Source organism: Streptomyces sp. NBC_00829 (genome assembly GCF_045161795.1).
Taxonomy (GTDB): domain Bacteria; phylum Actinomycetota; class Actinomycetes; order Streptomycetales; family Streptomycetaceae; genus Streptomyces.
Window position 1 is genome coordinate 6600462 of the sequence record NZ_CP108867.1, and the last position, 25856, is coordinate 6626317.

Sequence of the window (25856 nt, forward strand, 5' to 3'; positions counted from 1 at the left end):
CAGCCCCCTGCACGGCCGGGTGAACTTCCGCTCGATAGGGCATACGTCGGAGAACCGCGGCATCCAGCCATCGATTCATCCGAGCTGTATGGGAGTAATTTCGTCAAAACCCTGGACGTTGGCGCGTGAGCGGCGCTATACATCGGATGACCGCAAGAGGTCCGATGTTCTTCTCCCAGGGGTGTGCATGAGTCAGACCGTCACGGAGTTCGAGGTTCTCGACATCCGCTTTCCCACCTCGGAACAGCTCGACGGCTCCGATGCCATGAACCCGGACCCCGACTACTCCGCCGCCTATGTGGTGATGCGCGCCGACGACGGCGCCGAGGGGCACGGATTCTGCTTCACGATCGGGCGCGGCAACGATGTCACCGCGGCCGCCATCGAGGCCCTGCGCCCCTACGTCATAGGGCGTGAGGCACCGCGCACGGCGGCCGATCTCGCCTCGCTCCACCTGGACCTCACCCACGACTCACAGCTGCGCTGGCTCGGTCCCGAGAAGGGCGTCATGCACATGGCGGCCGGCGCGGTCGTCAACGCCGCCTGGGACCTGGCGGCCAAGCGCGCGGGCCTGCCGGTCTGGGAGTTCCTCGCCTCGATGTCCCCCGAAGATCTCGTCTCGCTCGTCGACTTCCGCTACCTGACCGACGTACTCACCCGCGACGAGGCCCTCGCCCTCCTGCGTGCCGCGGAACCGGGCCGGGCCGAGCGCGCCGAACGGCTGCGCCGGCAGGGCTATCCCGCCTACACCACCTCGCCCGGCTGGCTCGGCTACTCCGACGAGAAGCTGGTCAGGCTCGCCAAGGAGGCCGTCGCCGACGGCTTCGGCCAGATCAAGCTGAAGGTCGGCGGGGACATCGACGACGACATCCGGCGTATGAAGCTCGCCCGCGCCGCCGTCGGACCCTCCATACGCATCGCCGTGGACGCCAACCAGCGCTGGGACGTGGCCGACGCGGTGCGCTGGATGACTGCGCTCGCGCCGTTCGAACCGCACTGGATCGAGGAGCCCACCAGCCCCGACGACATCCTCGGCCATGCCGCCGTGCGGGCCGGGCAACCGGTCAAGGTCGCCACCGGCGAGCATGTGGCCAACCGCGTGGTGTTCAAACAGCTGCTCCAGGCAGGAGCCGTTGACTTCGTCCAGATCGACGCCGCCCGCGTCGCCGGAGTCAACGAGAACCTCGCCGTCCTGCTGCTCGCCGCCAAGTACCAGGTTCCGGTGTGCCCGCACGCCGGAGGGGTGGGCCTGTGCGAGCTCGTCCAGCACCTGGCCATGTTCGACTATGTCGCCGTCTCCGGCAGTTGGGAGGACCGCGTCATCGAGTATGTCGACCACCTCCACGAGCACTTCACCGACCCCGCGGTGATCGTCTCCGGACGCTATGTCGCGCCCCGCGCACCGGGCTTCTCGGCCCGCATGCTTCCCGAGTCGATCACCGCCCACAGCTATCCGCAGGGTCCCGTCTGGCAGGCCCGGCGCACCATCGAGGAGGTCAACTCATGACGGGGACGAGGGACTTCGAGTCGCTGTCGGCGCTGGTCACCGGAGGCTCCTCCGGCATCGGGGCGGCCGTGGCGCGGCTGCTGCTCAGCCGAGGCGCGCGCGTCGCCGTACTCGACCGGGAGATCGCCGGAGCACCCGAAGGCACGCTTGCGCTGAAGGCCGATGTCACCGACGACGACGCCGTACGCGGCGCGGTCGACCGGGCGGCGGCCGAGTTCGGGGCCCTGCACACCCTGGTGTCCAACGCCGGCGTCGGCGCCACCGGAACCGTCGCGGACAACGACGACGACGAGTGGCTGCGCGTGCTGGACATCAATGTGATCGGTATGGTGCGGGTCGCCCGGCACGCCCTGCCCCATCTTCGCCGGGCCGCAGCCGAGCGCCCCGGCCACGTGTCCATCACCCAGACCTGCTCCATAGCCGCCACCGCCGGACTGCCGCAGCGCGCCCTCTACAGCGCCAGCAAGGGGGCGGTCCTCTCCCTCACGCTCGCCATGGCCGCCGACCATGTGCGAGAAGGCATCCGCGTCAACTGTGTCAACCCTGGCACCGCCGACACACCCTGGATCGGCCGCCTGCTGGACCGGGCCGGCGACCCCGCTGCCGAACGCGCCGCCCTGGAAGCACGCCAGCCCACCGGACGGCTCGTCTCGGCGGACGAGGTCGCCGCGGCCGTCGTCTACCTCGCCGGCCCCTCGGCTGCCGCCGTCACCGGCACTGCCCTTGCCGTCGACGGCGGAATGCAGGGGCTGCGCCTGCGCCCCTTGAACTGAGCACGCCTGAGCACCATCTGAGCCGACATCACCGAAGGACGGGACACCCATGAGAGTGCGTACGACAAGTGCCGCGGCCTGCGCGGTGCTGCTGGCCGTGACAGCCCTGGCGGGCTGCAACCGCGCATCGGACAGCGAGTCCGGTGGGGGCAAGGTGGGCATCGACCTGCCGCGCAGCGACAGCGACTTCTGGAACTCCTACCAGCAGTACATAGAGAAGGGCGTCAAGGACGGCGATGTCGACGCGCTGTCCCTGACCAACTCCCAGAACGACATCGGAAAGCTGGTCGCCAACGTCCAGACCTTCACCGACCAGGGCGCCAAGGCCGTTGTCATGGCCCCCCAGGACACCGGTGCGATTGCGGAATCGCTCCAGAGCCTTCAGGAGAAGAAGATCCCGGTCGTCAGCGTCGACACCCGCCCCGACAAGGGCAATGTCTACATGGTGGTCCGGGCCGACAACCGTGCGTACGGCGAGAAGGCCTGCACCTATCTCGGCAAGCAGCTGAAGGGCAAGGGCAAGGTCGTCGAGTTCCAGGGCGACCTGTCCTCCATCAACGGCCGCGACCGCTCCGAGGCCTTCAAGTCCTGCATGACCAAGAACTTCCCCGGCATCAGGGTCTTCGAGCTGGCCACCGACTGGAAGGGCGATGTCGCCTCCGCCAAGCTCCAGTCCACGCTCGCCGCGCACCCCGACATCAACGGCATCTACATGCAGGCCGGAGGCGTCTTCCTCCAGCCCACGCTCGCCCTGCTGGAGCAGAAGAAGCTGCTGAAGGCCCCGGGCACCCCGGGCCACATCACGATCATCTCCAACGACGGCATCCCGGAGGAGCTGGATGCCATCAAGGCCGGGAAGATCGACGCCACCGTCTCCCAGCCCGCCGATCTCTATGCCAAGTACGCGCTCTACTGGGCCAAGCAGGCACTGGACGGCAAGACCCCCAAGGAGGGGGCGACCGACCACGAGTCCACCGTCATCAAGATCCCCAACGGGTTCGAGGACCAGCTGCCCGCGCCGCTGGTGACCAAGGAGAACGTGGACGACCCGAAGCTGTGGGCCAACCAGCTGGAGAAGAAGAGCTAGCCATGGCGCACCATGTTCCGCCCGCCGCCGTCCACGCGGAAGGCATCGTCAAGCGCTTCGGTCCCACCGTGGCGCTCGACGGTGTCCGGTTGACCGTCGCCCCCGGCGAGTCGCACGCACTCGTCGGACGCAACGGCGCAGGCAAGTCCACCCTCGTCAGCGTCCTCACCGGGCTGCACAAGCCGGATGCGGGCGCGGTGACCTTCAGCGGGGAGCCCGCACCGGCCTTCGGGGACACGGCGGCCTGGCAGTCCAAGGTCGCCTGCGTCTACCAGAAGTCGATGGTCGTGCCCGATCTGACCGTTGCCGAGAACCTGTTCCTGAACCGCTTCGACACGGGCAGCCGCCTCATCAGCTGGCGGCAGCTTCGCCGCCGCGCCGAGGATCTGCTTGCCGGGTACGGAGTGAGCGTCGATCCCAAGGCCAGGGCAAAGGATCTCGCGGTCGAGCAGCGGCAGTTCGTCGAGATCGCGCGCGCCCTGTCCTTCGGCGCACGCCTGATCATTCTCGACGAGCCCACCGCACAGCTCGACGCCCGCGGCATCCAGCGCCTGTTCACCAAGCTGCGCGAACTGCAGGACCAGGGCGTGGCGTTCCTGTTCATCTCCCACCATCTGCAGGAGGTGTACGAACTGTGCACCGCCGTCACCGTCTACCGCGACGCCCGCCATGTCGTCACCGCGCGCGTGGCCGACCTCACCAAGGACGACCTGGTCGAGGCCATGACGGGTGAGTCCGGCGGCGGGTTCTCGACCTGGCACGCTCCGGCCGGCCAGGCGCGGGACGAGGAGCCCGTCCTGAGGACGGAAGGGCTCGCACTCGAAGGCGAGTTCGAGCCGATCGACCTGGAGGTCCGTCCCGGCGAGGTGCTGGGCCTGGCGGGCGCCGCCGCCAGCGGAAACACCGCCCTCGGCGAGACGTTGGCCGGGATGCGCAGGGCCGGTGCGGGACGGATCACCGTACGCGGCCGTGAGGTGAAGCCGGGCAGTGTTCCGCACGCGCTCGACGCCGGTATCGGCTACATCCCCGAGGACCGCCACCGCCAGGGGCTCGTCGCCGACCGCAGCGTCGCCGAGAACGCCACGCTCACCGTCACCGACCAGCTCGGCCCCTGGGGGACCGTACTGCCCTCTCGGACCAGGGAATTCGCCCAGTCCATGATCGCTTCGCTCGACATCAAGACACAGGGTCCCGAGCAGCCCGTCTCGGGGCTCTCCGGCGGAAATCAGCAGAAGGTCGTGGTCGCGCGCGCCCTGGCCCGCGGGCCGAGTGCGCTGGTGGCCCTGAGGCCCACGGCGGGAGTGGATGTGAAGTCCAAGGACGCTCTGCTGGGCGTCGTACGCAGGGTGGCGGACGAAGGCAGCGCGGCCGTGATCATCTCGGACGAGCTGGACGATCTGCGGGTCTGCGACCGGGTGCTCGCCCTGTTCCACGGGCGGGTGGTCCAGGAGTTCGGGAGCGGGTGGACCGACCGGGAACTGGTCGCCGCCATGGAAGGTGTGGGGGAGAGGGAATGACCGGCACGATACAACCGCTGACGGCGGACGAGACCCGGAGCGACAGCCCGCTGAACCGGCTGCGGCTCATCCGGTGGAGCGACTTCTCGCTCATCCCGGTGATCCTGGTGCTGATGGTGATCGGCTTCATCGTCTCGCCGGTGTTCCTCACCTCCAACAATCTGATCAGCGTGGTCCAGCAGTCCTCCGAGCTCAGCCTGCTGGTGCTCGGACAGGCGCTGATCCTGATCTGCGGCCGGATGGACCTGTCACTGGAGTCCACGATCGGCATCGCGCCGGTCATCGCGATGTGGCTGGTCCTCCCGGCGGAGGGGGGCCGCTTCGCGGGCCTGGACCTGCTGCCCGTCTCGATGGCGATACCCGTCTGTCTGCTGGTCGGCGCGGCCATCGGCGCGATCAACGGCTTCCTGATGCTGAAGCTGCGCGTCAACGGCTTCATCGCCACGCTCGGCATGCTCACGATGCTCCGTGGCCTCCATATCGGCATCACCGAGGGCAAGTCGATCACCGATGTCCCGGAGTCCTTCCGCTACCTCGGCAAGACCGACTGGTTCGGCGCGCCGGCCGCGGTCTGGATCTGTCTGGCGCTCTTCGCCATCGGCGGAGGGGCACTGGCCTATCTGCGCCACGGGCGCGCGCTGTACGCGATCGGCGGCAACCCGGAGGCGGCGCGGGCCGCGGGCATCCGCGTGGACCGGCTCACCTGGACGGTCCTCGCGATCGGCGGGCTGCTGGCCGCCTTCGCGGGCATCCTCTACACCGGCCACTACGGCTCGGTCGCCGCGACCCAGGGCAACGGCTGGATCTTCCAGGTGTTCGCGGCGGCGGTGATCGGCGGGATCAGCCTGAAGGGGGGCCGCGGGACACTGTTCGGTGCGCTGACGGGCGTGCTGACGCTTCAGCTGGTGGTCAATGTGATGACCCTGGGCGGGGTGCCGGCGCTGTGGAACCAGTTCCTGAACGGGGCGATCATCATTGTGGCGCTGGTGATCTCCCGCTTCGCGAGCGGGGAGAAGCAGGACTGAGCATGGCTCCGCCGGTCGGCCGCGCTCCGGGGCCGACCGGCGGAGCGTGCGGCCCGACCTGCCCGTCAGGGGCCGAGCTCCTGGGCGGAGCCCCGGTCAGAGTGTCGACCTCAGCCACTGCTCGACGCTCGCCACATGCACCGTCGCCCACGATCTCGCCGCCTCCCCGTCCCGGTCCCGCAGCGCCGACAGGATCGCCCGGTGCTCGTGCAGCGTGCGGCTGACCGCGTCCTCCTGGGTCAGGCCACGCCATACCCGGGCACGCGTCGTCGGGCCGGAGAGCCCGTCCAGCAGGGAGCAGAGCACCGAGTTGCCGGAGGCCTGCACGATCCCGCGGTGGAATTCGAGGTCCGCCGCGACCAGTTCCTCCACCGAGGGCTGCGATCCGAGCGCGTCCAACTGGGCGCTCAGGAGGTCCAGTTCGCTCTCGCTGATCCGCGCCGCGGCCATCGCCGTCGCGGCGGGCTCCAGAATGCGGCGTACGGCCAGGAACTCCAGCACCGTGTCGTCCCGGTGGAAGTCCACGACGAAGCTCAGCGCCTCCAGCAGCAACTGCGGGTCCAGGCTGGTGACGTAGGTGCCGTCGCCCTGGCGCACATCCAGGATCCGGATCAGCGACAGTGCCCGCACGGCCTCGCGCAGCGAATTGCGGGAGAGGCCGAGCTCGGCCGCGAGTTCGCTCTCCTTGGGCAGCCGATCGCCAGGGCGCAGCGCACCCGAGACGATCATGCCCTTGATCTTCTCGATGGCCTCGTCGGTCACCGCCATGACGTTCCCCCCTCGTCCCCTCAATACATCCGATGTCTGAGAGTACAACGTGGGCGGCTCCCCGGCAGCCGCCCACGTCGACGAGATTCGGGCCCGGATCAGGCCTTCTTGCCCAGCAGACCGTCGACCTTGCCACGGATCTCGTCCGTCGCGAGGCCCCGGATCGTCAGGGTCGTACGGCGGCGCAGCACATCGTCGGCCGTCTCGGCCCACTCGTGGTCGCGTGCGTACACGACCTGCGCCCAGATCTCCGGCGCGTCCGGGTGGATCCGCTCGGCCAGCGCCGGGTCGTCATTGGCCAGGCGCGCGATGTCGAACGACAGCGAGCCGTAGTGCGTGGCCAGGTGCCGTGCCGTGTCCGCGGCCATCCGCGGGCCCGGTGTGCCGCCGTCGATCAGCAGCCGGTGCGCGACCGCGTTCGGGTTCGCGATACCGGGCAGCGGGAGCTTCTTCGGCAGTCGCGAGATCGGCTCCATGTCGTCGGCCAGCGGCTGACCCGGAAGGGCGGCCAGCTTGTTCATCACCGTACGGCCGATGTGGCGGAAGGTCGTCCACTTGCCGCCGGCCACCGACAGCATGCCACCGCGGCCCTCGCTGACGACCGTCTCGCGCTTGGCCTTCGAGGTGTTGCCCGGCCCGCCCGGGAGCACCCGCAGACCGGCGAAGGAATACGTGATCAGATCGCGGGACAACTGCTGGTCCCGGATGGAGAACGCGGCCTCGTCCAGGATCTGCGTGACGTCCTTGTCGTTGACCGCGACATCCGCCGGATCGCCCTCGTACTCCTCGTCGGTCGTGCCGAGCAGCAGCATGTCCTCCCACGGGAGGGCGAAAGTGATGCGGTACTTGTCTATCGGGGTCGCGAGCGCCGCCTTCCAGGGCGAGGTGCGCTTGAGCACCAGATGCGCACCCTTGGAGAGCCGGATGGACGGAGCCGCGTTCGGGTCCTCCATCCTGCGCAGGTGGTCGACCCACGGGCCGGTGGCGTTGAGCACGAGGCGCGCGCTGACCCCGAACTCGGTGCCGTCGGCGCGGTCCTTGAGCTCCGCGCCGGTGACCCGGCCCCTGGTGAAGCGCAGGCCGGTGACCTCGGCGTGGTTGAGCACGGTGGCGCCCGAGTCGACGGCCGCGCGGACCGTCATCAGCGCCATCCGGGAGTCGTTCATCTGGTCGTCGCCATAGACGGCGACGGCCTTGAGGTTCTCCGTACGCAGCTCGGGAACGTCACGCTGCGCCTTGCCGGCGCTGATGACATGACCGACGCCGTCGCCGAACGCCGAGAGCGCCGAGTACGCGAAGACACCCGCGCCGAGCTTCGCCGCGCCGTGCGGGCCGCCCTTGTAGACCGGCAGATAGAAGGTGAGCGGGTTGGCCAGGTGGGGGGCCACCTGGCGGGAGACCGCACGCCGCTCGAAGTGGTTCTCCGCGACCAGCTTCACCGCTCCGGTCTGCAGGTAGCGCAGACCGCCGTGGAGAAGCTTGGAGGAGGCGGAGGAGGTGGCGCCGGCGAAGTCGCCGGCGTCCACCAGAGCCACCCGCAGCCCGGACTGCGCCGCATGCCAGGCGGTGGAGATGCCCAGGATGCCGCCGCCGATCACCAGGAGGTCGTATGTCGCCTTGGAAAGCTGCTCCCGAGTCGCGGCGCGGCTCGGGTGAGAGCCGGAGGCCGGGTGCGTCCCCAGGGCAGGGACGCTCTGCAGGGTGGTCATCTCGTGTTACTCCTCGTCAGCGTCGTCTTCGAGCCAGCCCATGGTCCGCTCGACGGCCTTGAGCCAGCTCTTGTACTCGCGGTCCCGCTGGTCCGCTTCCATGTGGGGGGTCCACTCGGCTGCCCTGCGCCAGTTGGCGCGCAGCGCGTCGGTGTCCGGCCAGTAACCGACGGCAAGGCCGGCGGCGTATGCAGCGCCGAGGCAGGTCGTCTCGGCGACCATCGGGCGCACCACCGGTGCGTCCAGGAAGTCCGAGAGGGTCTGCATCAGCAGGTTGTTGGAGGTCATACCGCCGTCGACCTTGAGGGCGGTGAGCTCGACGCCCGAGTCCTTGGTCATGGCGTCGCTGATCTCGCGGGTCTGCCATGCGGTGGCCTCGAGCACCGCACGGGCGATGTGCGCCTTGGTGACATAGCGCGTCAGACCGGCGATCACACCGCGGGCGTCGTCACGCCAGTACGGGGCGAAGAGACCGGAGAAGGCCGGCACGAAGTACGCGCCGCCGTTGTCCTTGACGCTCAGCGCGAGCGTCTCGATCTCGGCCGCCGAGTTGATCAGGCCCATCTGGTCGCGCATCCACTGGACGAGCGAGCCGGTGACGGCGATCGAGCCCTCAAGGGCGTAGACCGGGTCCTGGTCGCCGATCCGGTAGCCCACGGTGGTCAGCAGACCGTTGTAGGAGTTGACGGGCTCGCTGCCTGTGTTCAGCAGCATGAAGGTGCCGGTACCGTAGGTCGACTTGGCCTCGCCCTCGGAGAAACAGGTCTGGCCGAACAGGGCCGCCTGCTGGTCACCGAGCGCGGAGGCGACCGGCACACCGGCCAGCGCGCCGCCGGCCGCGGCGCCGTACACCTCGGCCGAGGAACGGATCTCCGGCAGCACCGCCGCCGGTACGCCCATCGACTCGAGGATCTTCTTGTCCCAGTCGAGGGTGCGCAGGTTCATCAGCATGGTGCGCGAGGCGTTGGTGACGTCGGTGACGTGCACGCCCCCGTTGACGCCGCCGGTCAGGTTCCAGATGACCCAGGAGTCCATGGTGCCGAAGAGGATCTCGCCGCGCTCGGCGCGCTCGCGCAGGCCCTCGACGTTGTCCAGCAGCCAGCGGATCTTCGGGCCGGCGAAGTACGAGGCCAGGGGCAGGCCTGTCTCGCGGCGGAAGCGGTCCTGGCCGACGTTGCGGCCGAGTTCCTTGCACAGGGCGTCGGTACGGGTGTCCTGCCAGACCAGGGCGTTGTGGACGGGCTCGCCGGTGTTCTTGTCCCACAGCACGGTGGTCTCGCGCTGGTTGGTGATGCCGATGGCCTTGACGTCGGCGGAGGTGATGCCCGCCTTGGCGACGGCGCCGTCGACGACTTCCTGGACGTTGGTCCAGATCTCGGCGGCGTTGTGCTCCACCCAGCCCGGCTTCGGGAAGATCTGCTCGTGCTCCTTCTGGTCGACGGAGACGATGCGTCCGTCGGTGTCGAAGACGATGCAGCGGCTGGAGGTGGTGCCCTGGTCGATGGCGGCGATGAACGGGCCGGTGGTGTGTGCGTCGGTCACGGAGTTCTCCTGCAAGGTCGGATGGTCGGCTTAGGCGAACGCGAGGTTGTAGATACCCGCTGCCAGGGCGCCGCCGATCAGCGGTCCGACAACAGGGATCCAGGCGTAGCCCCAGTCCGAGCCGCCCTTGTTGGGCAGCGGAAGCAGGGCGTGCACGATGCGCGGGCCCAGGTCGCGGGCAGGGTTGATCGCGTATCCGGTCGGGCCGCCGAGGGAGAGGCCGATGCCGACGACGACGAACGCGGTGATCAGGGCGCCGATGACGCCGAGGCCCTTGCCGCTGTCGTTGAGGCCCTGGGTGAGGACCGCGAGGACCAGCACCGTGGTGCCGATGATCTCGGTCGCCAGGTTCTGCCACACCACACGGATCTCAGGACCCGTGGAGAAGACACCGAGTACCGGGCCGGCCTTGGGAGCGGCCTGCTCGCTGACCATGCCCTCCTCGTGCGGAGCCGCGGAGATGATCTCCGGGTCCGTGAGGTGGGCCTGGAACTGTCCGTAGTAAGCGACCCAGACCAGAGCGGCACCGACCATGGCGCCGATCATCTGGCCGGCGAAGTAGACCGGAACATCGCTCCAGTCACCCGATTTGATCGCGATGCCGACCGTGACGGCCGGGTTGAGCTGAGCGCCGGACAGAGTGCCGGTCATGTAGACCGCGGTCAGGACCGCGAATCCCCACCCGAAGGTGATCGCCAGCCAGCCGGCGTTCTGTGCCTTCGAGCGCTTGAGTACGACTGCGGCAACCACGCCGCCGCCGAGCAGGATGAGTACGGCAGTACCAATGATCTCGCCGATGAAGATGTCGGAGCTGGACACCCGCGACTCCTTTGTCCTTCGTCCAGGGGAAGGCGAACCCCGGGTCCCTCCGGTGGTTCGCGCCCTCAGGTGAGGGCGTCCGGCCCTTGGCATCGCCACACCCTAACGCGTATAGCCGGTAGGTGTTCGGCAATGCCGACCGATGAACGGAAGTTTTGCCCTCCGGTTAACACGGCGTCAAGGGGTGTGTGGTCGGAAACGCGATCGTTACCGATGATGCGACAAAAGCGTCAAAAACGCCCGGCGCCGAGATCCCGGGACACGGCGCGGGCACAGTCGCGCACCGCGGCGATCAGTTCCGATCGCAGGTCGGGCCCGTCGCAGACGCGCTCCACGGCGCCCGTGATGGCCACGGCGCCCACCGGCATGCGCCGACGGTCGTGAATGGGTGCGGCCACCGAGGCCACCCCCTCCCACGTCTCCTCCACATCCGCCGCCCAGCCGCGTGCCCGGGTGTGGTCGAGCACCGACTCGAACTCCGCGAGGTCGGTCACGGTGCGCGGCGTGAAGCCCTTGCGCTCCACCTCCAGGACCTCGGTGTGCGCCACCGGGTCGTACGCCGAGAGCACCTTGCCCAGGGCGGTGGAGTGCAGTGGCTGCATGGCCCCCACCTCCAGCACCTGGCGGCTGTCGTCTGGGCGGAAGACGTGGTGGACGATGAGCACGCCGTGCTGGTGCAGCACTCCGAGGTGGACGCTCTCGCCGCTGGAGCGGGCCAGGTCGTCCGTCCAGACCAGGGCGCGGGCACGCAGCTCGTGGACATCCAGATAGCTGTTGCCGAGCCTCAGCAGCTCGGCCCCCAGCTGGTAGCGGCCCGACGCGGCGTCCTGTTCCACGAAGCCCTCGGCCTGGAGGGTGCGCAGGATTCCGTGGGCCGTGCCCTTGGCCAGATCGAGCGAGGAGGCGATGTCCGACAGGCCCAGTCGGCGCTCTCCACCGGCGAGCAGTCGCAGCATCGCCGCCGCCCGCTCGAGTGACTGGATGTTCTTCGCCATCGCCTCGGCCCTTCTCCACTGCGGTTCGACAATGCTGAACACTATCGGTCGATGCCGACCTTGGTCACCGCTGTGCGAGGCCTTGGTGGCTGGAAGCCATCGGGGACGTTCTCGACATGATGCCGTCCCGTCCCGTGGGACGGCCACGCCCTTTGCGGTCCTCCCGGCTACGCTGACTCCGTGCGCCTTCCATCCGAAGACGCAAAGCCGACAGCCGTCGCATCCCAGGGAGCACATCCATGGCCGCGTTGCCGACCCCCTCCGCTGACAGCCGGACCCGAATCGACGCTCTCCGTGAGGCGCTGGCCACGCGGGTGGTGGTGGCTGATGGTGCGATGGGCACGATGTTGCAGGCTCAGGATCCGACGCTTGAGGATTTTGAGAATCTTGAGGGCTGTAACGAGATCTTGAATGTGACGCGGCCGGATATTGTGCGTTCGGTTCATTCGGCCTATTTCGAGGTCGGTGTGGACTGTGTGGAGACGAACACGTTCGGTACGAACTTTGCGGCGTTGGCGGAGTACGACATTCCCGAGCGGGTGTTCGAGTTGTCGGAGGCGGGGGCGCGGATCGCGCGGGAGGTGGCGGACGAGTTCTCGGTGTCGACGGGGCGGCAGCGGTGGGTGCTGGGGTCGATGGGTCCTGGTACGAAGCTGCCGACGCTGGGGCATGCGCCGTATGTCACGTTGCGGGATGCGTATCAGCAGAACGCGGAGGGCATGATCGCGGGTGGTGCGGATGCTCTGCTGGTGGAGACGACGCAGGATCTGTTGCAGACGAAGGCGGCTGTTCTGGGTGCTCGTCGTGCGATGGAGGCCGTGGGTGTGTGTCTGCCGGTGATCTGTTCGGTGACGGTGGAGACGACGGGGACGATGCTGCTGGGTTCGGAGATCGGTGCGGCTTTGACTGCGTTGGAGCCGTTGGGTATCGACATGATCGGTCTCAACTGTGCGACGGGTCCGGCTGAGATGAGTGAGCATCTGCGGTATCTGGCCCGTCATGCGCGTGTTCCGTTGTCGTGTATGCCTAATGCGGGTCTGCCGGTGCTGGGCCGTGATGGTGCGCATTACCCGTTGTCGGCGGGTGAGCTTGCTGATGCGCAGGAGACGTTTGTGCGTGAGTACGGGCTGTCGTTGGTGGGTGGGTGTTGTGGTACGACGCCGGAGCATCTGCGGCAGGTGGTGGAGCGGGTGGGTGGTGTGGTTCCTGGTGGGCGGGAGCCGCGTCCGGAGCCGGGTGCGGCTTCGCTGTATCAGACGGTGCCGTTCCGGCAGGACACCTCGTTTATGGCCATTGGTGAGCGGACGAACGCGAACGGGTCGAAGAAGTTCCGGGAGGCGATGCTGGAGGGCCGCTGGGACGACTGTGTGGAGCTGGCGCGGGAGCAGATCCGTGAGGGTGCGCACATGCTCGACCTGTGTGTGGATTATGTGGGCCGGGACGGTGTGGCGGATATGGAGGAGTTGGCGGGCCGTTTCGCGACTGCTTCGACGCTGCCGATTGTTCTGGACTCGACCGAGGTGGAGGTTCTGCGGGCGGGTCTGGAGAAGCTCGGTGGCCGTGCGGTCGTCAATTCGGTGAATTATGAGGATGGGGACGGGCCGCAGTCGCGGTTTGCGAGGGTGGCTGGGCTGGCGGTTGAGCATGGTGCGGCGTTGATCGCGTTGACGATCGATGAGGAGGGGCAGGCCCGGACGGTTGAGAGCAAGGTGGCTGTCGCGGAGCGGATCATCGGTGATCTGACGGGCCGGTGGGGTGTGCTGGAGTCCGACATCCTGATCGACACGCTGACGTTCACGATCTGCACGGGTCAGGAGGAGTCCCGTGGGGATGGTGTGGCCACGATCGGGGCGATTCGTGAGCTGAAGCGGCGGCATCCGGCGGTGCAGACGACGCTGGGTCTGTCGAACATCTCCTTCGGTCTTAATCCGGCGGCGCGGGTGGTCCTGAACTCGGTGTTCCTGGATGAGTGTGTGAAGGCGGGGTTGGACTCGGCGATCGTGCATGCGTCGAAGATCGTGCCGATTGCGCGGCTGGAGGAGGAGCAGGTCAGGGTCGCTCTGGATCTGATCTATGACCGGCGCGCGGAGGGTTATGACCCGTTGCAGAGGCTCATGGAGCTTTTCGAGGGTGTCAATATGCAGTCGATGAAGGCGGGCAAGGCCGAGGAGCTTCTTGCTCTGCCGCTGGATGAGCGTCTCAAGCGGCGGATCATCGACGGTGAGAAGAACGGCCTTGACCAGGATCTGGAGGAGGCTCTGCGGGTCCGGCCCGCGCTGGAGATTGTCAACGAGACGCTGCTCGACGGTATGAAGGTCGTCGGTGAGCTGTTCGGGTCGGGGCAGATGCAGTTGCCGTTTGTGCTGCAGTCGGCCGAGGTGATGAAGAACGCGGTGGCTTTCCTGGAGCCGTATATGGAGAAGTCGGACGCGGAGGGCAAGGGCACGATCGTGCTGGCCACGGTCCGGGGTGATGTGCACGATATCGGCAAGAACCTGGTCGACATCATCTTGTCCAACAACGGTTACAACGTGGTGAATCTGGGGATCAAGCAGCCGGTTTCGGCGATCTTGGAGGCGGCGCAGGAGCACCGGGCCGATGTGATCGGTATGTCGGGGCTGCTGGTGAAGTCCACTGTGATCATGAAGGAGAACCTTCAGGAGCTGAACCAGCGCAAGATGGCCGCGGACTATCCGGTCATCCTCGGCGGGGCGGCGCTGACCCGGGCCTATGTGGAACAGGATCTCCACGAGATCTACGAGGGCGAAGTCCGCTACGCCCGGGATGCGTTCGAGGGACTGCGTCTGATGGATGCTCTGATCGCGGTCAAGCGGGGGGTTCCGGGTGCTGTGCTGCCCGAGCTTCGGCAGCGGCGGGTCCGTGCGGCTGCGGGCACGGTGGTCGAGGAGCGTCCTGAGGAGGGCGCGGTGCGGTCGGATGTGGTGGTCGACAACCGGGTGCCCCGGCCGCCGTTCTGGGGTACCCGGGTGATCAAGGGGATTCAGCTGAAGGAGTATGCGTCCTGGCTGGATGAGGGTGCGCTGTTCAAGGGGCAGTGGGGGCTGAAGCAGGCCAGGGCCGGTGACGGTCCGTCCTATGAGGAGCTGGTGGAGTCGGAGGGCCGGCCGCGGCTGCGGGGCTGGCTGGACCAGCTGCACACCCGTGGTCTGCTGGAGGCGGCCGTGGTCTACGGCTACTTCCCGTGTGTGTCCAAGGGCGACGACCTGATCCTGCTCAACGAGGACGGCTCCGAACGCACCCGTTTCTCCTTCCCCCGCCAACGCCGTGGCCGCCGCCTCTGCCTCGCCGACTTCTTCCGCCCCGAGGAGTCCGGCGAGCGGGACGTCGTCGGGCTCCAGGTGGTGACCGTCGGCTCGAAGATCGGCGAAGCCACGGCGGAACTCTTCGAGTCGGACTCGTACCGCGACTATCTCGAACTGCACGGTCTGTCGGTGCAGTTGGCGGAGGCGCTGGCGGAGTACTGGCACGCCCGGGTCCGTGCCGAGCTCGGCTTCGCGGGCGAGGACCCGGCCGACGTCGAGGACATGTTCGCCCTGAAGTACCGGGGCGCACGGTTCTCGCTCGGCTACGGCGCCTGCCCCGACCTGGAGGACCGCGCGAAGATCGCCACCCTCCTGGAACCCGAGCGGATCGGCGTCCAGCTCTCCGAGGAGTTCCAGCTCCACCCCGAACAGTCCACCGACGCCATCGTCATCCACCACCCCGAAGCGAAGTACTTCAACGCACGCTAGTCGGTCAAGTCGTACACTTGTCGGTCCAGTGCAGGCCGGTTGCCTCCCCACCTGGGAAGGCGGCCGGCCTTGTCGTCCCTAGTGGAGGTGTGCCGGATGACCAGTACGGTCCCCGCGTCCTTGACCCGTTCGGCCGAAGGGTCAGCCCTTCAGGCCGTTTTTCTCGACATGGACGGCACCCTCGTGGACACCGAAGGCTTCTGGTGGGACGCCGAGGTGGAGGTGTTCGCGGACCTCGGCCATAAGCTGCGCGAGTCATGGCGCGACGTGGTGGTCGGCGGCCCCATGACGCGCAGCGCCGGCTATCTCATCGAGGCGACCGGCGCGGACATCACGCTCGCCGAGCTGACCGTGCTGCTCAATGAGCGGTTCGAGGCCCGCATCGGACGCGGAGTCCCCCTGATGCCGGGCGCCGCCAGGCTGCTCGCCGAGCTGGCCCGCCACAATGTGCCCACCGCACTGGTCTCCGCCTCCCACCGGCGGATCATCGACCGGGTGATGTCCTCGCTCGGCCCTCAGTACTTCGCCCTCTCGGTCGCGGGCGACGAGGTGGCCCGCACCAAGCCGCACCCCGATCCGTATCTGCTGGCCGCGCGGGGCCTGGGAGCCGAGCCGGCGAGATGCGCCGTCATCGAGGACACGGCGACCGGTGTCGCCTCGGCCGAGGCCGCGGGCTGCCGGGTGGTGGCCGTCCCGTCCGTGGCGCCGATCGCCCCGGCCGACGGGCGTGTCGTCGTACGGTCGCTCGAAGAAGTGGATCTCGGTTTTCTGCGCACGCTCATCACTGCAATGAACTGATGCGTGTACTTTCCGTGCGCCTCAAATGCACTGGAAACTCTGGGCAGCCGAACGTGCCTTTTCCGTGACCGGATCCGCGCTTATAAGGTTCCAGTCATTCGGCATCCATGGAGTGATGTTCGTCACCCTGCGTACCTCTGGCGGTGATGGCGCGAACCGCTCACCACCCCATCTTGGAGGTGTATGACGCGCCGATCTGTCCGCATTGATGGAGGGGTGCACGAAACATCCATGGCCTGGCCATCTACTCTCCGGCGTAACTGATCACTGAGCGAATACGGCTCAACTCGGGCCCGTTCACGCTTTACTGGCGCTGCCCACTAATCTCATCGCGAGTACTTCGTCGCGTCATCGATGTGTCTCGGAGGCCCCTCAGCCATTGGGAACACAGTGCCGATCGCTCTGCTTCCCCGGCCCGATCGCTCCGCTCCGACCGGGCGGCGGTTGCGGAGTATCCCGAAGGCCTCGCTGTATCCCAGTGCCGGATGAGGAGAACGTCCAGGATGAACCGTAAGACTTTGGTGCTGCCGGCCGTGGTCGGCCTGCTCGCGCCCGTGCTCGTCGCATGCGGCGGGACGGACGGCGGGTCCGGCGGAGGTGATGCCATCGTCGTGGGCACCACGGACAAGTTCGTCGCCACCGAGGAGACGAAGGCTCCCCTCGACCCGGCCTACACCTACGACACCGCCAGCTGGAACGTACTGCGGCAGACCCTCCAGACGCTGATGCGCACCCCTGCCAGTGGCGGCACGCCCGTGCCCGAGGCCGCCGAGTCCTGCGGCTTCACGGACAAGGTGAGCGAGAGCTACCGCTGCAAGCTGCGGAGCGGCCTGAAGTTCTCCGACGGCACCCCCATCACCGCCGAGGACGTGAAGTTCTCCGTCCAGCGCGTGCTCGACATCCACGACGACAACGGCGTCTCCGGTCTTCTCACGAACATCGACAAGATGGAGGCCAACGGCGACGAAGTGGTCTTCCACCTCGCCACGCCGGACGCCACGTTCCCGTACAAGCTCACCACGCCTGCCGCCGCGATCGTCAGCAAGAAGAACTACGAGGGCAACAAGCTTCGCAGTGGCTTCCAGGTCGACGGCTCCGGTCCGTACACCATGAAGCCCGAGGTCAAGGACGGTCGGGTCAGCAAGATCGTCTTCACCAAGAACGACGCCTACAAGGGCGACCTCAAGCTGCGCAACGACCGGGTCGAGCTGCGGACCTTCCCGGACGCCGAGTCCATGGGCGAGGCGCTCGACTCCGGCGACATCGACATCATGAGCCGGGCGATGTCCCCCGAGCAGATCAGGAACCTCACCGAGGCGCCCAAGGAAGGCATCAGGCTCACCGAGATGCCCGGCCTGGAGATCCGCTACCTGGGCTTCAACACCAACGACCCGTCGGTGAAGGACAAGGCCGTCCGCCAGGCCATGGCCGCGGTCGTCGACCGGGGCCGTATCGCGGGCCAGGTGTACGGCTCCACCGCTGAGCCGCTGTACTCGCTCATCCCGACGAGCATCGCGGCTCACACCAACTCCTTCTTCAACAAGTACGGCGATCCGAACCGCAAGAAGGCCGCGGTACTCCTGGCCAACGCCAACATCACCACCCCCGTGAAGCTGAAGCTTCACTACACGACCGACCACTACGGCCCCGGTACCGCCAAGGAGTTCGCGAATCTCAAGGCGCAGCTGAACCAGAGCAAGCTCTTCGACGTCAGCATCGAGGGCACCGAGTGGTCGAAGTTCTCACCCGCTCAAAAGCGCGGTGAATACGCCGTGTACGGCCTCGGCTGGTTCCCCGACTTCCCGGACCCGGACAACTACATCGCCCCGTTCCTGGACAAGGACAACTTCCTCAACACTCCGTATGTGAACGCCGACATCCGGCGGCTCATACCCGAGTCCCGCCGTGCGGCCGACCGGACGTCCGCGTCCGACGCGTTCACACAGATCCAGAACATCATCGCCGCGGACGTCCCGGTGCTGCCGCTGTGGCAGGGCAAGCAGTACATCGCCTCCCGCAACGACGTGAGTGGTGTCGAGCGGATGCTGAACTCCAGCTCGGAGCTCATGCTGTGGGAGGTGAGCCGCGGCACCGCGTGACCTCCGCGGCATCCGGATGAAACAGCGGCGGCGGGCATCTGCCCGCCGCCGCCGCTCGTTGTGACGCTGTGTTTCGTGCCGGATGCCGCTTTGCGAGGTCCCGCGGGGCACGGTGAGGGGTGCGGTGCTACTGCGCGCCCGGGCGCACCAGACCGCTCTCGTACGCGTACACCGCGGCCTGCACCCGGTCGCGCAGGCCCAGCTTCGTCAGGACATGGCCCACATGCGTCTTGACGGTGGTCTCGCTGACGAACAGATCCGCCGCGATCTCGGCATTGGACAGGCCGCGCGCGACCAGCTTGAGCACCTCGACCTCGCGGTCGGTGAGCGTGTGCAGCGTGTCCGGGACCGGCTCCTCGCCGGACGGCAGATGGTCCGCGTACTTGTCGAGGAGCCTGCGGGTGATGCTCGGCGCCAGCATCGCCTCGCCCGCCGCGACCACCCTGATCGCCTGGACGAGCTCATTGGCCGGCGCGTCCTTCAGCAGGAAACCGCTCGCGCCCGCCCGCAGCGCCTCGACCACGTACTCGTCGAGGTCGAAAGTGGTCAGCACCAGCACCTTCGCCGGACCGTCGCGCCCCGGGCCGGTGATCTGACGGGTTGCTTCGACACCGTCCATCCGGGGCATCCGGATGTCCATCAGCACCACGTCGGGCTGCAGCGCCCGCACCTGGTCGAGGGCCTGGAGGCCGTCCCCGGCCTCGCCGACCACCGCGAGGTCCTGCTCCGCCTCCAGGATCATCCGGAAGCCGGTACGCAGCAGCGGCTGGTCGTCGACCAGTAGGACGCGGATAGCCACGGGTACTCCTTCTTTAGACCGGGTCCATTCTGCCCTGACCATCCTCTGCCGATTCGGCCGGGGAGACGCTCAGCGGATAAACCGGGGGAGTGCCGCCGAATTCCGGACAGACCGCCTGGTGGTCGCACCAGCCGCACAGCTTCGTCGGCCGCGGACGCCAGTCACCCGTCTCCGTCGCCGTGCTGATCGCGTCCCACAGCGCGAGCAGCTTGCGCTCCATACGCTCCAGGTCCTCGGTGGTCGGGTCGTATGTCAGCACCTCGCCGCTGCCCAGATAGACGAGCTGAAGCCGGCGCGGCACCACGTTCTTCAAACGCCAGATCACAAGCGCGTAGAACTTCATCTGGAACAGCGCGCCCTCGCTGTACTCCGGGCGCGGGGCCTTGCCCGTCTTGTAGTCGACGATCCGGACCTCGCCGGTGGGCGCCACATCCACCCGGTCGATGACGCCCCGCAGCCGCAGACCCGACTCCAGCTCCGTCTCCACGAACATCTCGCGCTCGGCCGGCTCCAGACGGGTCGGGTCCTCCAGCGAGAACCACCGCTCCACCAGTTGCTCGGCCTCGCCCAGCCAGCGCGTCAGCCGCCCGCCCCCCTCGTCCTCGGCGAACAGCTCGCTCAGCTCCGGCTTCGTCTCCAGCAGCCGGTCCCACTGGCCCGGGATCAGCGCCTTGGCACGCGGAGGCGTCCGCTCCGCCGCCGGGGCGTCGAAGAGCCGCTCCAGCACCGCATGCACCAGCGTGCCGCGGGTAGCCGCCTCGCTGGGCTTCTCGGGCAGTTTGTCGATCACCCGGAACCGGTACAGCAGAGGACACTGCATGAAGTCGCTCGCGCGCGACGGCGACAGCGATGTGGGCTGCTGACTCGTACTCATGACGCAGACCCTACGGCCCGCCACTGACAGCGAGCGGAATACCATCGACGTCAGACCCTCGCGCACTGCATGATCGAGCGAGCGAAGCATTCGCAACGAAGGGAACCCGTGAAAGAGGACGACACAAGCGGTGAGCGCGAACGGGCGCGGTCCGGGGCCGGGGGAACGAACCCCGGCGGCGGCAAACCGCGGCGCTCCGACGGCCCGGGCGGTGGCATCCTCATGGGCCGTCCCTTCGGTGTGCCGGTCTATGTCGCCCCCAGCTGGTTCATCGTCGCAGCCCTCATCACCTGGGTCTTCGGCGGTCAGCTCGACCGCGTGCTCCCCGAACTCGGCGGCGCGCGCTACCTGGTCTCGCTCTTCTTCGCGGTCGCCTTCTACGCCTCCGTACTCGTCCACGAACTGGCCCACACCGTCGCGGCACTGCGCTTCAAACTGCCGGTGCGCCGCATCCAGCTCCAGTTCTTCGGAGGCGTCTCCGAGATCGAGAAGGAGTCCGAGACCCCGGGCCGTGAATTCGTCCTCGCCTTCGTCGGACCGCTGCTCTCGCTCGTCCTGTCCGGCCTTTTCTGGCTGGGCATGCAGGCCGTCGAGCCGGGCACCGTCCCGGGTGTGCTGCTCGCCGGGCTGATGATCTCCAACCTGATCGTCGCCGCGTTCAACCTGCTTCCCGGTCTGCCGCTGGACGGCGGCCGGATGCTGCGGGCGGTGGTGTGGAAGATCACCGGCAGGCCGATGGCGGGCACCGTGGCCGCCGCCTGGGTCGGCCGGGCGCTCGCCGTCGCCGTCCTTATCGGGCTCCCCCTGCTCACCCACACCGGAGCGCTCGGCAACGCCACCGAGGACATCGGCGGCCTGGAGACGGTCACCGACGCCCTGCTCGCCGCGATCCTGGCCGCGATCATCTGGACGGGCGCCGGCAACAGCCTGCGTATGGCGCGACTGCGCGAACACCTCCCGGAGCTGGAGGCCCGCACGCTCACCCGGCGTGCCGTCCCCGTCGAGTCCGACACCCCGCTCTCCGAAGCCCTTCGCCGAGCGAACGAGGCCGGTGCGCGCGCCCTGGTCGTCGTCGACGGCCACGGGGAACCGACTGCCCTGGTCCGCGAAACGGCCATCGTCGGCGTTCCGGAGCACCGCCGTCCCTGGGTGGCCGTCAGCGGCCTCGCCCAGGAACTGACCGAGGGCATGAAGGTCCCCGCGGAACTGGCGGGTGAGGCGCTTCTGGACAAGCTCAGGGCGTCGCCGGCGACGGAGTACCTGGTGGTGGAGGAGTCGGGCGAGATCTACGGAGTGCTGTCCACGGCCGATGTGGAACGCGCCTTCGTGGCGGCGATGGCCCGCCCCGCTGCGTCGTCCTAGGGTTCTTCGTTTGGATCGGGCCGGATCGGTCGTTTGGATCGGGCCCGATCGGTGAGCGGGGGCCGGTGCCGTGGATCGCAAGGCGGCGGAGGCAGCCTTGCCGACCTTCGACAACGCGGCGAGGCGCGGTGCCGGGGCACGCGAGTGGGCAAGATCCAAACGAGAGGCCATAGGGCCGTGTACGCACACTCGGCCTCTCGGGCGGCGTCCGCGATCCGGGTGGTCTGCGTGGGCCACCGGGCCCGGTAGGCTGGTCACATGTCCGAACCGACCGGTGCCGCCCGCCGACGCGGGCCCTTCAAGGTCGGGGACCAGGTCCAGCTCACCGACCCCAAGGGACGCCACTACACGTTCACGCTCGAGGCCGGGAAGAATTTCCACACCCACAAGGGTTCCTTCCCCCACGACGAGCTGATCGGGGCTCCCGAGGGCAGTGTTGTCCGAACCACGGGAAACGTCGCCTACCTCGCGCTGCGCCCCCTGCTCCCCGACTACGTCCTGTCCATGCCCCGCGGCGCCGCCGTGGTCTACCCCAAGGACGCGGGGCAGATCCTGGCCTTCGCCGACATCTTCGCCGGCGCCCGCGTCGTCGAGGCCGGTGTGGGCTCGGGCTCGCTCAGCGCCTTCCTGCTGCGGGCCATCGGCGACCACGGCATGCTGCACTCCTACGAGCGCCGCGAGGACTTCGCCGAGATCGCCCAGCAGAACGTGGAGCGCTACTTCGGCGGGCCGCACCCCGCCTGGCAGCTCACCGTCGGCGACCTCCAGGACAACCTGACCGACGCCGACGTCGACCGCGTCATCCTGGACATGCTCGCTCCCTGGGAGTGCCTGGAGGCCGTCTCCAAGGCGCTCGTGCCCGGCGGCATCCTCTGCTGCTACGTCGCGACCACCACCCAGCTCGCGCGCACCGTCGAGTCCATCCGCGAGATCGGCTGCTTCGCCGAGCCCCAGCCGTGGGAATCGATGATCCGCAACTGGCACGTCGAGGGCCTGGCCGTCCGCCCGGACCACCGGATGATCGGCCACACCGGATTCCTTGTCACGGCCCGCCGTCTCGCCGACGGTGTGGAGCCCCCGATGCGCCGCCGCCGGCCCGCCAAGGGCGCGTACGGCGATGACTACGAAGGCCCCAACAAGGGCTGACGTCCCGTACAACGCACGCACGCCGCCGCGCAGTTCCCCAGGACCACAGGGAACTGCGCGGCGGCGTATTCGCGTTGACCCGTTCTTGACGAACACACTCGGACCCCGCTGTTCCGCGCGCGCTGTGACGTATGGCACGATGCAGGCCACCTCACCCGGCACCGCCTTCACAGGAGACATCCCGCGTGCAGACCGCCGTCGTCCCGGACCTCGCGCACACCCACGCCCGCCCGGTGCACTGGCTGGCCACGGCGACGGCGATGGCCGCGGTCGTCGCCGCCGCCGGACTGCTCCAGCCCAAGGCACAGGCGGCCTCACAGGCGGGCCCGCCGGACACCGGTACCGTCACCGCCCCGGCGCCCGCCCCCGACCCGACAGGGGTCCAGCTGCCGCTCCAGTGCGGCGGGGCGAAGAGCGTGGTGACCAAGAAGGTGTCAGGCGACCTCGACGGGGACGGCTCCCAGGAGACCGTGGCGGCGGCACGCTGCGACGCGGGCTCCGGCACCCCGCCCAGTGGCGTCTACGTGCTGACGCAGGGCCGAGGGGAGCCTCCCCGTGTCGTGGCGACGCTGGTGGAGCCCGCCCAGACGCTCAGCGTGAAGGACCTCGCCCTGCGTGACGGAGTGATCACCGCGACCCTGCTCGGCTACTCCTCGCCCGAGGTGCCGAGCTGCTGCCCCGACCAGCAGGAGACGGTCAAGTGGCAGTGGCGGGGCGGGAAGTTCGTACGGACCGCGCAGCCGGAAGCACGCGGTATGTGATCCGTCACTCAGCGTCGGGGCCGTAGACCTCGACCCTGTCCGAAACCCGGCGAACGTGGATGCAGTCGCCCGGGCACTCCTTCGCGGAGTCCACGACGTCCCGCAGCAGTGGCAGCGGCACCGGCGTTGTGGCGCCCGGGTTCTGGAGCAGTTCGTCCTCGGAGCCCTTCACGTACGCGAGCCCGTCGATGTCCAGCTCGAAGACCTCCGGGGCGTACTGCGCGCAGATGCCGTCCCCGGTGCACAGGTCCTGGTCGATCCAGACCTCGAGGGCCTCGGCGACAGCTTCCTCGGGGACGTCGTGCTGCACGGTCATATCTCCTGCCGTTTCCTTCGTCGGGTGTAGCAATGTGAAGCAAGTCGCGCCAGCCCTGACGGGTGTTGAACACTTCGACGATACCTCCGCCCGCTTTCCGATGTTGATGGGTGGGTATTCCCCTGGCGTGAGGGAGAGCGCAAGGGTGAAGATCGGACACGCCCCTACCGTCTTTGTGATCTAGGGGTTTCAATCACCACCCACCCAGGTAGGGTCAGGAAGCGTCCAGCTCCCCTTGGAGGAGGTGAGGACCGTGGCAGCCCACGACGACGACATCAACCGCGGCATCCGGCCGGGGCGGGGGTCTGAAGACCCCGCCGGCCAGGTTGCCTATCTCGAGCAGGAAATCGCCGTCCTGCGCCGCAAGCTCGCCGACTCTCCGCGTCATACGAGGATTCTCGAAGAGCGGATCGTCGAGCTGCAGACAAACCTGGCCGGCGTGTCCGCACAGAACGAGCGGCTCGCCAACACACTCCGCGAGGCCCGCGACCAGATCGTGGCCCTCAAGGAGGAGGTCGACCGGCTCGCGCAGCCGCCGGCAGGCTTCGGTGTCTTCCTGCAGGCAAATGAGGACGGCACATGTGACATCTTCACCGGGGGCCGCAAGCTCCGGGTGAATGTGAGCCCCAGCGTCGAGCTCGAAGAGCTCCGGCGCGGCCAGGAAGTCATGCTCAACGAAGCACTCAATGTGGTCGAGGCCATGGAGTTCGAGCGCGCCGGGGACATCGTCACCCTCAAGGAGATCCTCGAGGACGGCGAGCGCGCCCTGGTGGTCGGGCACACCGACGAGGAACGGGTGGTGCGGCTCGCGGAGCCGCTGCTGGACATCACCATCCGCCCCGGCGACGCCCTCCTGCTCGAGCCCCGCTCCGGCTACGTCTACGAAGTGGTTCCCAAGAGCGAGGTCGAAGAGCTCGTCCTCGAAGAGGTCCCGGACGTCGACTACGACAAGATCGGCGGTCTGGGCGGCCAGATCGAGATGATCCGCGACGCAGTCGAGCTTCCGTACCTCCACCCGGACCTCTTCAAGGAGCACGAACTGCGGCCGCCGAAGGGCATCCTGCTCTACGGCCCGCCCGGATGCGGCAAGACGCTGATCGCCAAGGCGGTCGCCAACTCCCTTGCCAAGAAGGTCGCCGAGGTGACCGGCCAGCCCGCGGGGAAGAGCTACTTCCTCAACATCAAGGGCCCCGAGCTCCTCAACAAGTACGTCGGTGAGACCGAGCGGCACATCCGCCTCGTCTTCCAGCGTGCCCGGGAGAAGGCGAGCGAGGGCACCCCCGTCATCGTCTTCTTCGACGAGATGGAATCCCTCTTCCGCACCCGTGGTTCCGGCGTCAGCTCGGACGTGGAGAACACCATCGTCCCGCAGCTGCTGGCCGAGATCGACGGTGTGGAGGGCCTGGAGAACGTCATCGTCATCGGCGCCTCCAACCGAGAGGACATGATCGACCCCGCGATCCTGCGCCCCGGCCGGCTCGATGTGAAGATCAAGATCGAGCGTCCGGACGCGGAGGCCGCGAAGGACATCTTCGCCAAGTACCTCACGGCCTCGCTGCCGCTGCACGCGGACGACCTGTCCGAGCACAGCGGCTCGAAGGACGCGGCGGCCCACGCGATGATCCAGTCCGTCGTGGAGCAGATGTACGCGGAAACCGAGGAGAACCGCTTCCTTGAGGTCACGTACGCCAATGGCGACAAGGAAGTCCTGTACTTCAAGGACTTCAACTCCGGCGCGATGATCCAGAACATTGTCGACCGTGCCAAGAAGATGGCCATCAAGGCCTTCCTCGACCACAACCAGAAGGGCCTTCGGGTCTCCCATCTCCTCCAGGCATGCGTGGACGAGTTCAAGGAGAACGAGGACCTGCCGAACACCACCAACCCGGACGACTGGGCTCGGATCTCCGGCAAGAAGGGCGAGCGGATCGTGTTCATCCGCACCCTTGTCACCGGAAAGCAGGGCGCGGACACCGGACGCTCCATCGACACGGTGGCCAACACCGGTCAGTACCTGTAGGGACGCAGACCGGCTGCGGATGCTGGGGCTCCCCGCCCATGGGAGGGGGGTCGGGCATCCGCAGCCGAACGCTTTTCCGACAGGTCCGGCCAGACCGCAGCAATGACGAAATTGATCTCCCCACCAGCGCAGAGGCGTTCTAGGCTCTTCGGTACCGCGGAGTCACACAGTGCGGGGACGGGCACCG

General features: G+C 67.9%; 20 protein-coding genes. 12 read left to right on the forward strand and 8 right to left on the reverse strand.

Annotated features, from left to right (window positions below):
• Positions 1-187: 187 nt before the first annotated feature.
• The 5 genes from OG293_RS29455 to OG293_RS29475 are packed head-to-tail and all read left to right on the forward strand — an operon-like array spanning position 188 to position 5909.
• Positions 188-1507, forward strand: a complete 1320-nt coding sequence (locus OG293_RS29455; protein ID WP_406001813.1) for an enolase C-terminal domain-like protein — start codon at positions 188-190, stop codon at positions 1505-1507.
• Positions 1504-2280: an SDR family NAD(P)-dependent oxidoreductase gene (locus tag OG293_RS29460; protein ID WP_406001814.1), complete on the forward strand. Its 777-nt coding sequence runs from the start codon at positions 1504-1506 to the stop codon at positions 2278-2280. Before OG293_RS29455 ends, OG293_RS29460 begins: the two co-directional genes overlap by 4 nt.
• 49 nt (positions 2281-2329) lie before the next feature.
• Positions 2330-3367, forward strand: a complete 1038-nt coding sequence (locus OG293_RS29465; RefSeq protein ID WP_406001815.1) for a sugar ABC transporter substrate-binding protein — start codon at positions 2330-2332, stop codon at positions 3365-3367.
• Positions 3368-3369: 2 nt separating this feature from the next.
• Positions 3370-4884 carry a sugar ABC transporter ATP-binding protein gene (locus OG293_RS29470; protein ID WP_406001816.1) on the forward strand — a complete coding sequence of 505 codons (1515 nt, stop codon included), beginning with the start codon at positions 3370-3372 and terminating at the stop codon, positions 4882-4884.
• On the forward strand, positions 4881-5909 hold the full coding sequence (locus tag OG293_RS29475; protein WP_406001817.1) for an ABC transporter permease: 1029 nt from the start codon (positions 4881-4883) through the stop codon (positions 5907-5909). Before OG293_RS29470 ends, OG293_RS29475 begins: the two co-directional genes overlap by 4 nt.
• 96 nt (positions 5910-6005) lie before the next feature.
• On the opposite strand, the gene OG293_RS29480 is transcribed toward OG293_RS29475, so the two are convergent.
• The 5 genes from OG293_RS29480 to OG293_RS29500 all read right to left on the reverse strand — a co-directional run bounded on the left by OG293_RS29480 (position 6006) and on the right by OG293_RS29500 (position 11742).
• Positions 6006-6677 carry a FadR/GntR family transcriptional regulator gene (locus tag OG293_RS29480; RefSeq protein ID WP_406001818.1) on the reverse strand — a complete coding sequence of 224 codons (672 nt, stop codon included), beginning with the start codon at positions 6675-6677 and terminating at the stop codon, positions 6006-6008.
• 98 nt (positions 6678-6775) lie between these two features.
• Entirely contained in the window at positions 6776-8386 is a 1611-nt protein-coding gene (locus OG293_RS29485; protein ID WP_406001819.1) for an FAD-dependent oxidoreductase, read from the reverse strand.
• Positions 8387-8392: 6 nt separating this feature from the next.
• Positions 8393-9928 carry a glycerol kinase GlpK gene (gene glpK, locus OG293_RS29490; protein ID WP_406001820.1) on the reverse strand — a complete coding sequence of 512 codons (1536 nt, stop codon included), beginning with the start codon at positions 9926-9928 and terminating at the stop codon, positions 8393-8395.
• Positions 9929-9958: 30 nt separating this feature from the next.
• Positions 9959-10747 (reverse strand): MIP/aquaporin family protein, encoded by a 789-nt coding sequence (locus OG293_RS29495; protein ID WP_406001821.1) that lies wholly within the window; start codon positions 10745-10747, stop codon positions 9959-9961.
• Between the two features lie 230 nt (positions 10748-10977).
• The gene (locus tag OG293_RS29500) at positions 10978-11742 is read right to left on the reverse strand and encodes an IclR family transcriptional regulator (protein ID WP_406003748.1); all 765 of its coding nucleotides are present in this window, start codon (positions 11740-11742) and stop codon (positions 10978-10980) included.
• A gap of 239 nt (positions 11743-11981) precedes the next feature.
• Between OG293_RS29500 and metH the strand changes: the two genes are divergently transcribed.
• The 3 genes from metH to OG293_RS29515 all read left to right on the forward strand — a co-directional run bounded on the left by metH (position 11982) and on the right by OG293_RS29515 (position 18391).
• Entirely contained in the window at positions 11982-15494 is a 3513-nt protein-coding gene (metH, locus tag OG293_RS29505) for a methionine synthase (RefSeq protein WP_406001822.1), read from the forward strand.
• A 96-nt stretch (positions 15495-15590) separates the two neighbouring features.
• A complete protein-coding gene (locus OG293_RS29510) occupies positions 15591-16292 on the forward strand; it encodes an HAD family hydrolase (RefSeq protein ID WP_406001823.1) in 702 nt (233 codons plus the stop codon).
• Positions 16293-16795: 503 nt separating this feature from the next.
• Positions 16796-18391, forward strand: coding sequence for an ABC transporter substrate-binding protein (locus OG293_RS29515; RefSeq protein ID WP_406001824.1), 1596 nt, complete (start codon positions 16796-16798; stop codon positions 18389-18391).
• A 127-nt stretch (positions 18392-18518) separates the two neighbouring features.
• Here OG293_RS29515 and OG293_RS29520 read toward each other — a convergent pair whose 3' ends face one another.
• Together OG293_RS29520 and OG293_RS29525 are read right to left on the reverse strand one after the other, a co-directional pair.
• The gene (locus OG293_RS29520; protein WP_307664487.1) at positions 18519-19190 is read right to left on the reverse strand and encodes a response regulator transcription factor; all 672 of its coding nucleotides are present in this window, start codon (positions 19188-19190) and stop codon (positions 18519-18521) included.
• Between the two features lie 13 nt (positions 19191-19203).
• On the reverse strand, positions 19204-20064 hold the full coding sequence (locus OG293_RS29525; protein ID WP_406001825.1) for a RecB family exonuclease: 861 nt from the start codon (positions 20062-20064) through the stop codon (positions 19204-19206).
• A gap of 108 nt (positions 20065-20172) precedes the next feature.
• Here OG293_RS29525 and OG293_RS29530 point away from each other — a divergent pair, with 108 nt between their 5' ends.
• The 3 genes from OG293_RS29530 to OG293_RS29540 all read left to right on the forward strand — a co-directional run bounded on the left by OG293_RS29530 (position 20173) and on the right by OG293_RS29540 (position 23333).
• A complete protein-coding gene (locus OG293_RS29530; RefSeq protein WP_406001826.1) occupies positions 20173-21426 on the forward strand; it encodes a site-2 protease family protein in 1254 nt (417 codons plus the stop codon).
• Between the two features lie 258 nt (positions 21427-21684).
• Complete coding sequence (locus OG293_RS29535; protein ID WP_326648753.1) at positions 21685-22572, forward strand: tRNA (adenine-N1)-methyltransferase; 888 nt, start codon at positions 21685-21687, stop codon at positions 22570-22572.
• A gap of 185 nt (positions 22573-22757) precedes the next feature.
• Positions 22758-23333 carry a hypothetical protein gene (locus OG293_RS29540; RefSeq protein ID WP_406001827.1) on the forward strand — a complete coding sequence of 192 codons (576 nt, stop codon included), beginning with the start codon at positions 22758-22760 and terminating at the stop codon, positions 23331-23333.
• 4 nt (positions 23334-23337) lie between these two features.
• Here OG293_RS29540 and OG293_RS29545 read toward each other — a convergent pair whose 3' ends face one another.
• Positions 23338-23649: a ferredoxin gene (locus OG293_RS29545; RefSeq protein ID WP_406001828.1), complete on the reverse strand. Its 312-nt coding sequence runs from the start codon at positions 23647-23649 to the stop codon at positions 23338-23340.
• Between the two features lie 253 nt (positions 23650-23902).
• Between OG293_RS29545 and arc the strand changes: the two genes are divergently transcribed.
• On the forward strand, positions 23903-25669 hold the full coding sequence (arc, locus tag OG293_RS29550) for a proteasome ATPase (protein ID WP_406001829.1): 1767 nt from the start codon (positions 23903-23905) through the stop codon (positions 25667-25669).
• The last annotated feature ends 187 nt before the right edge of the window (positions 25670-25856 follow it).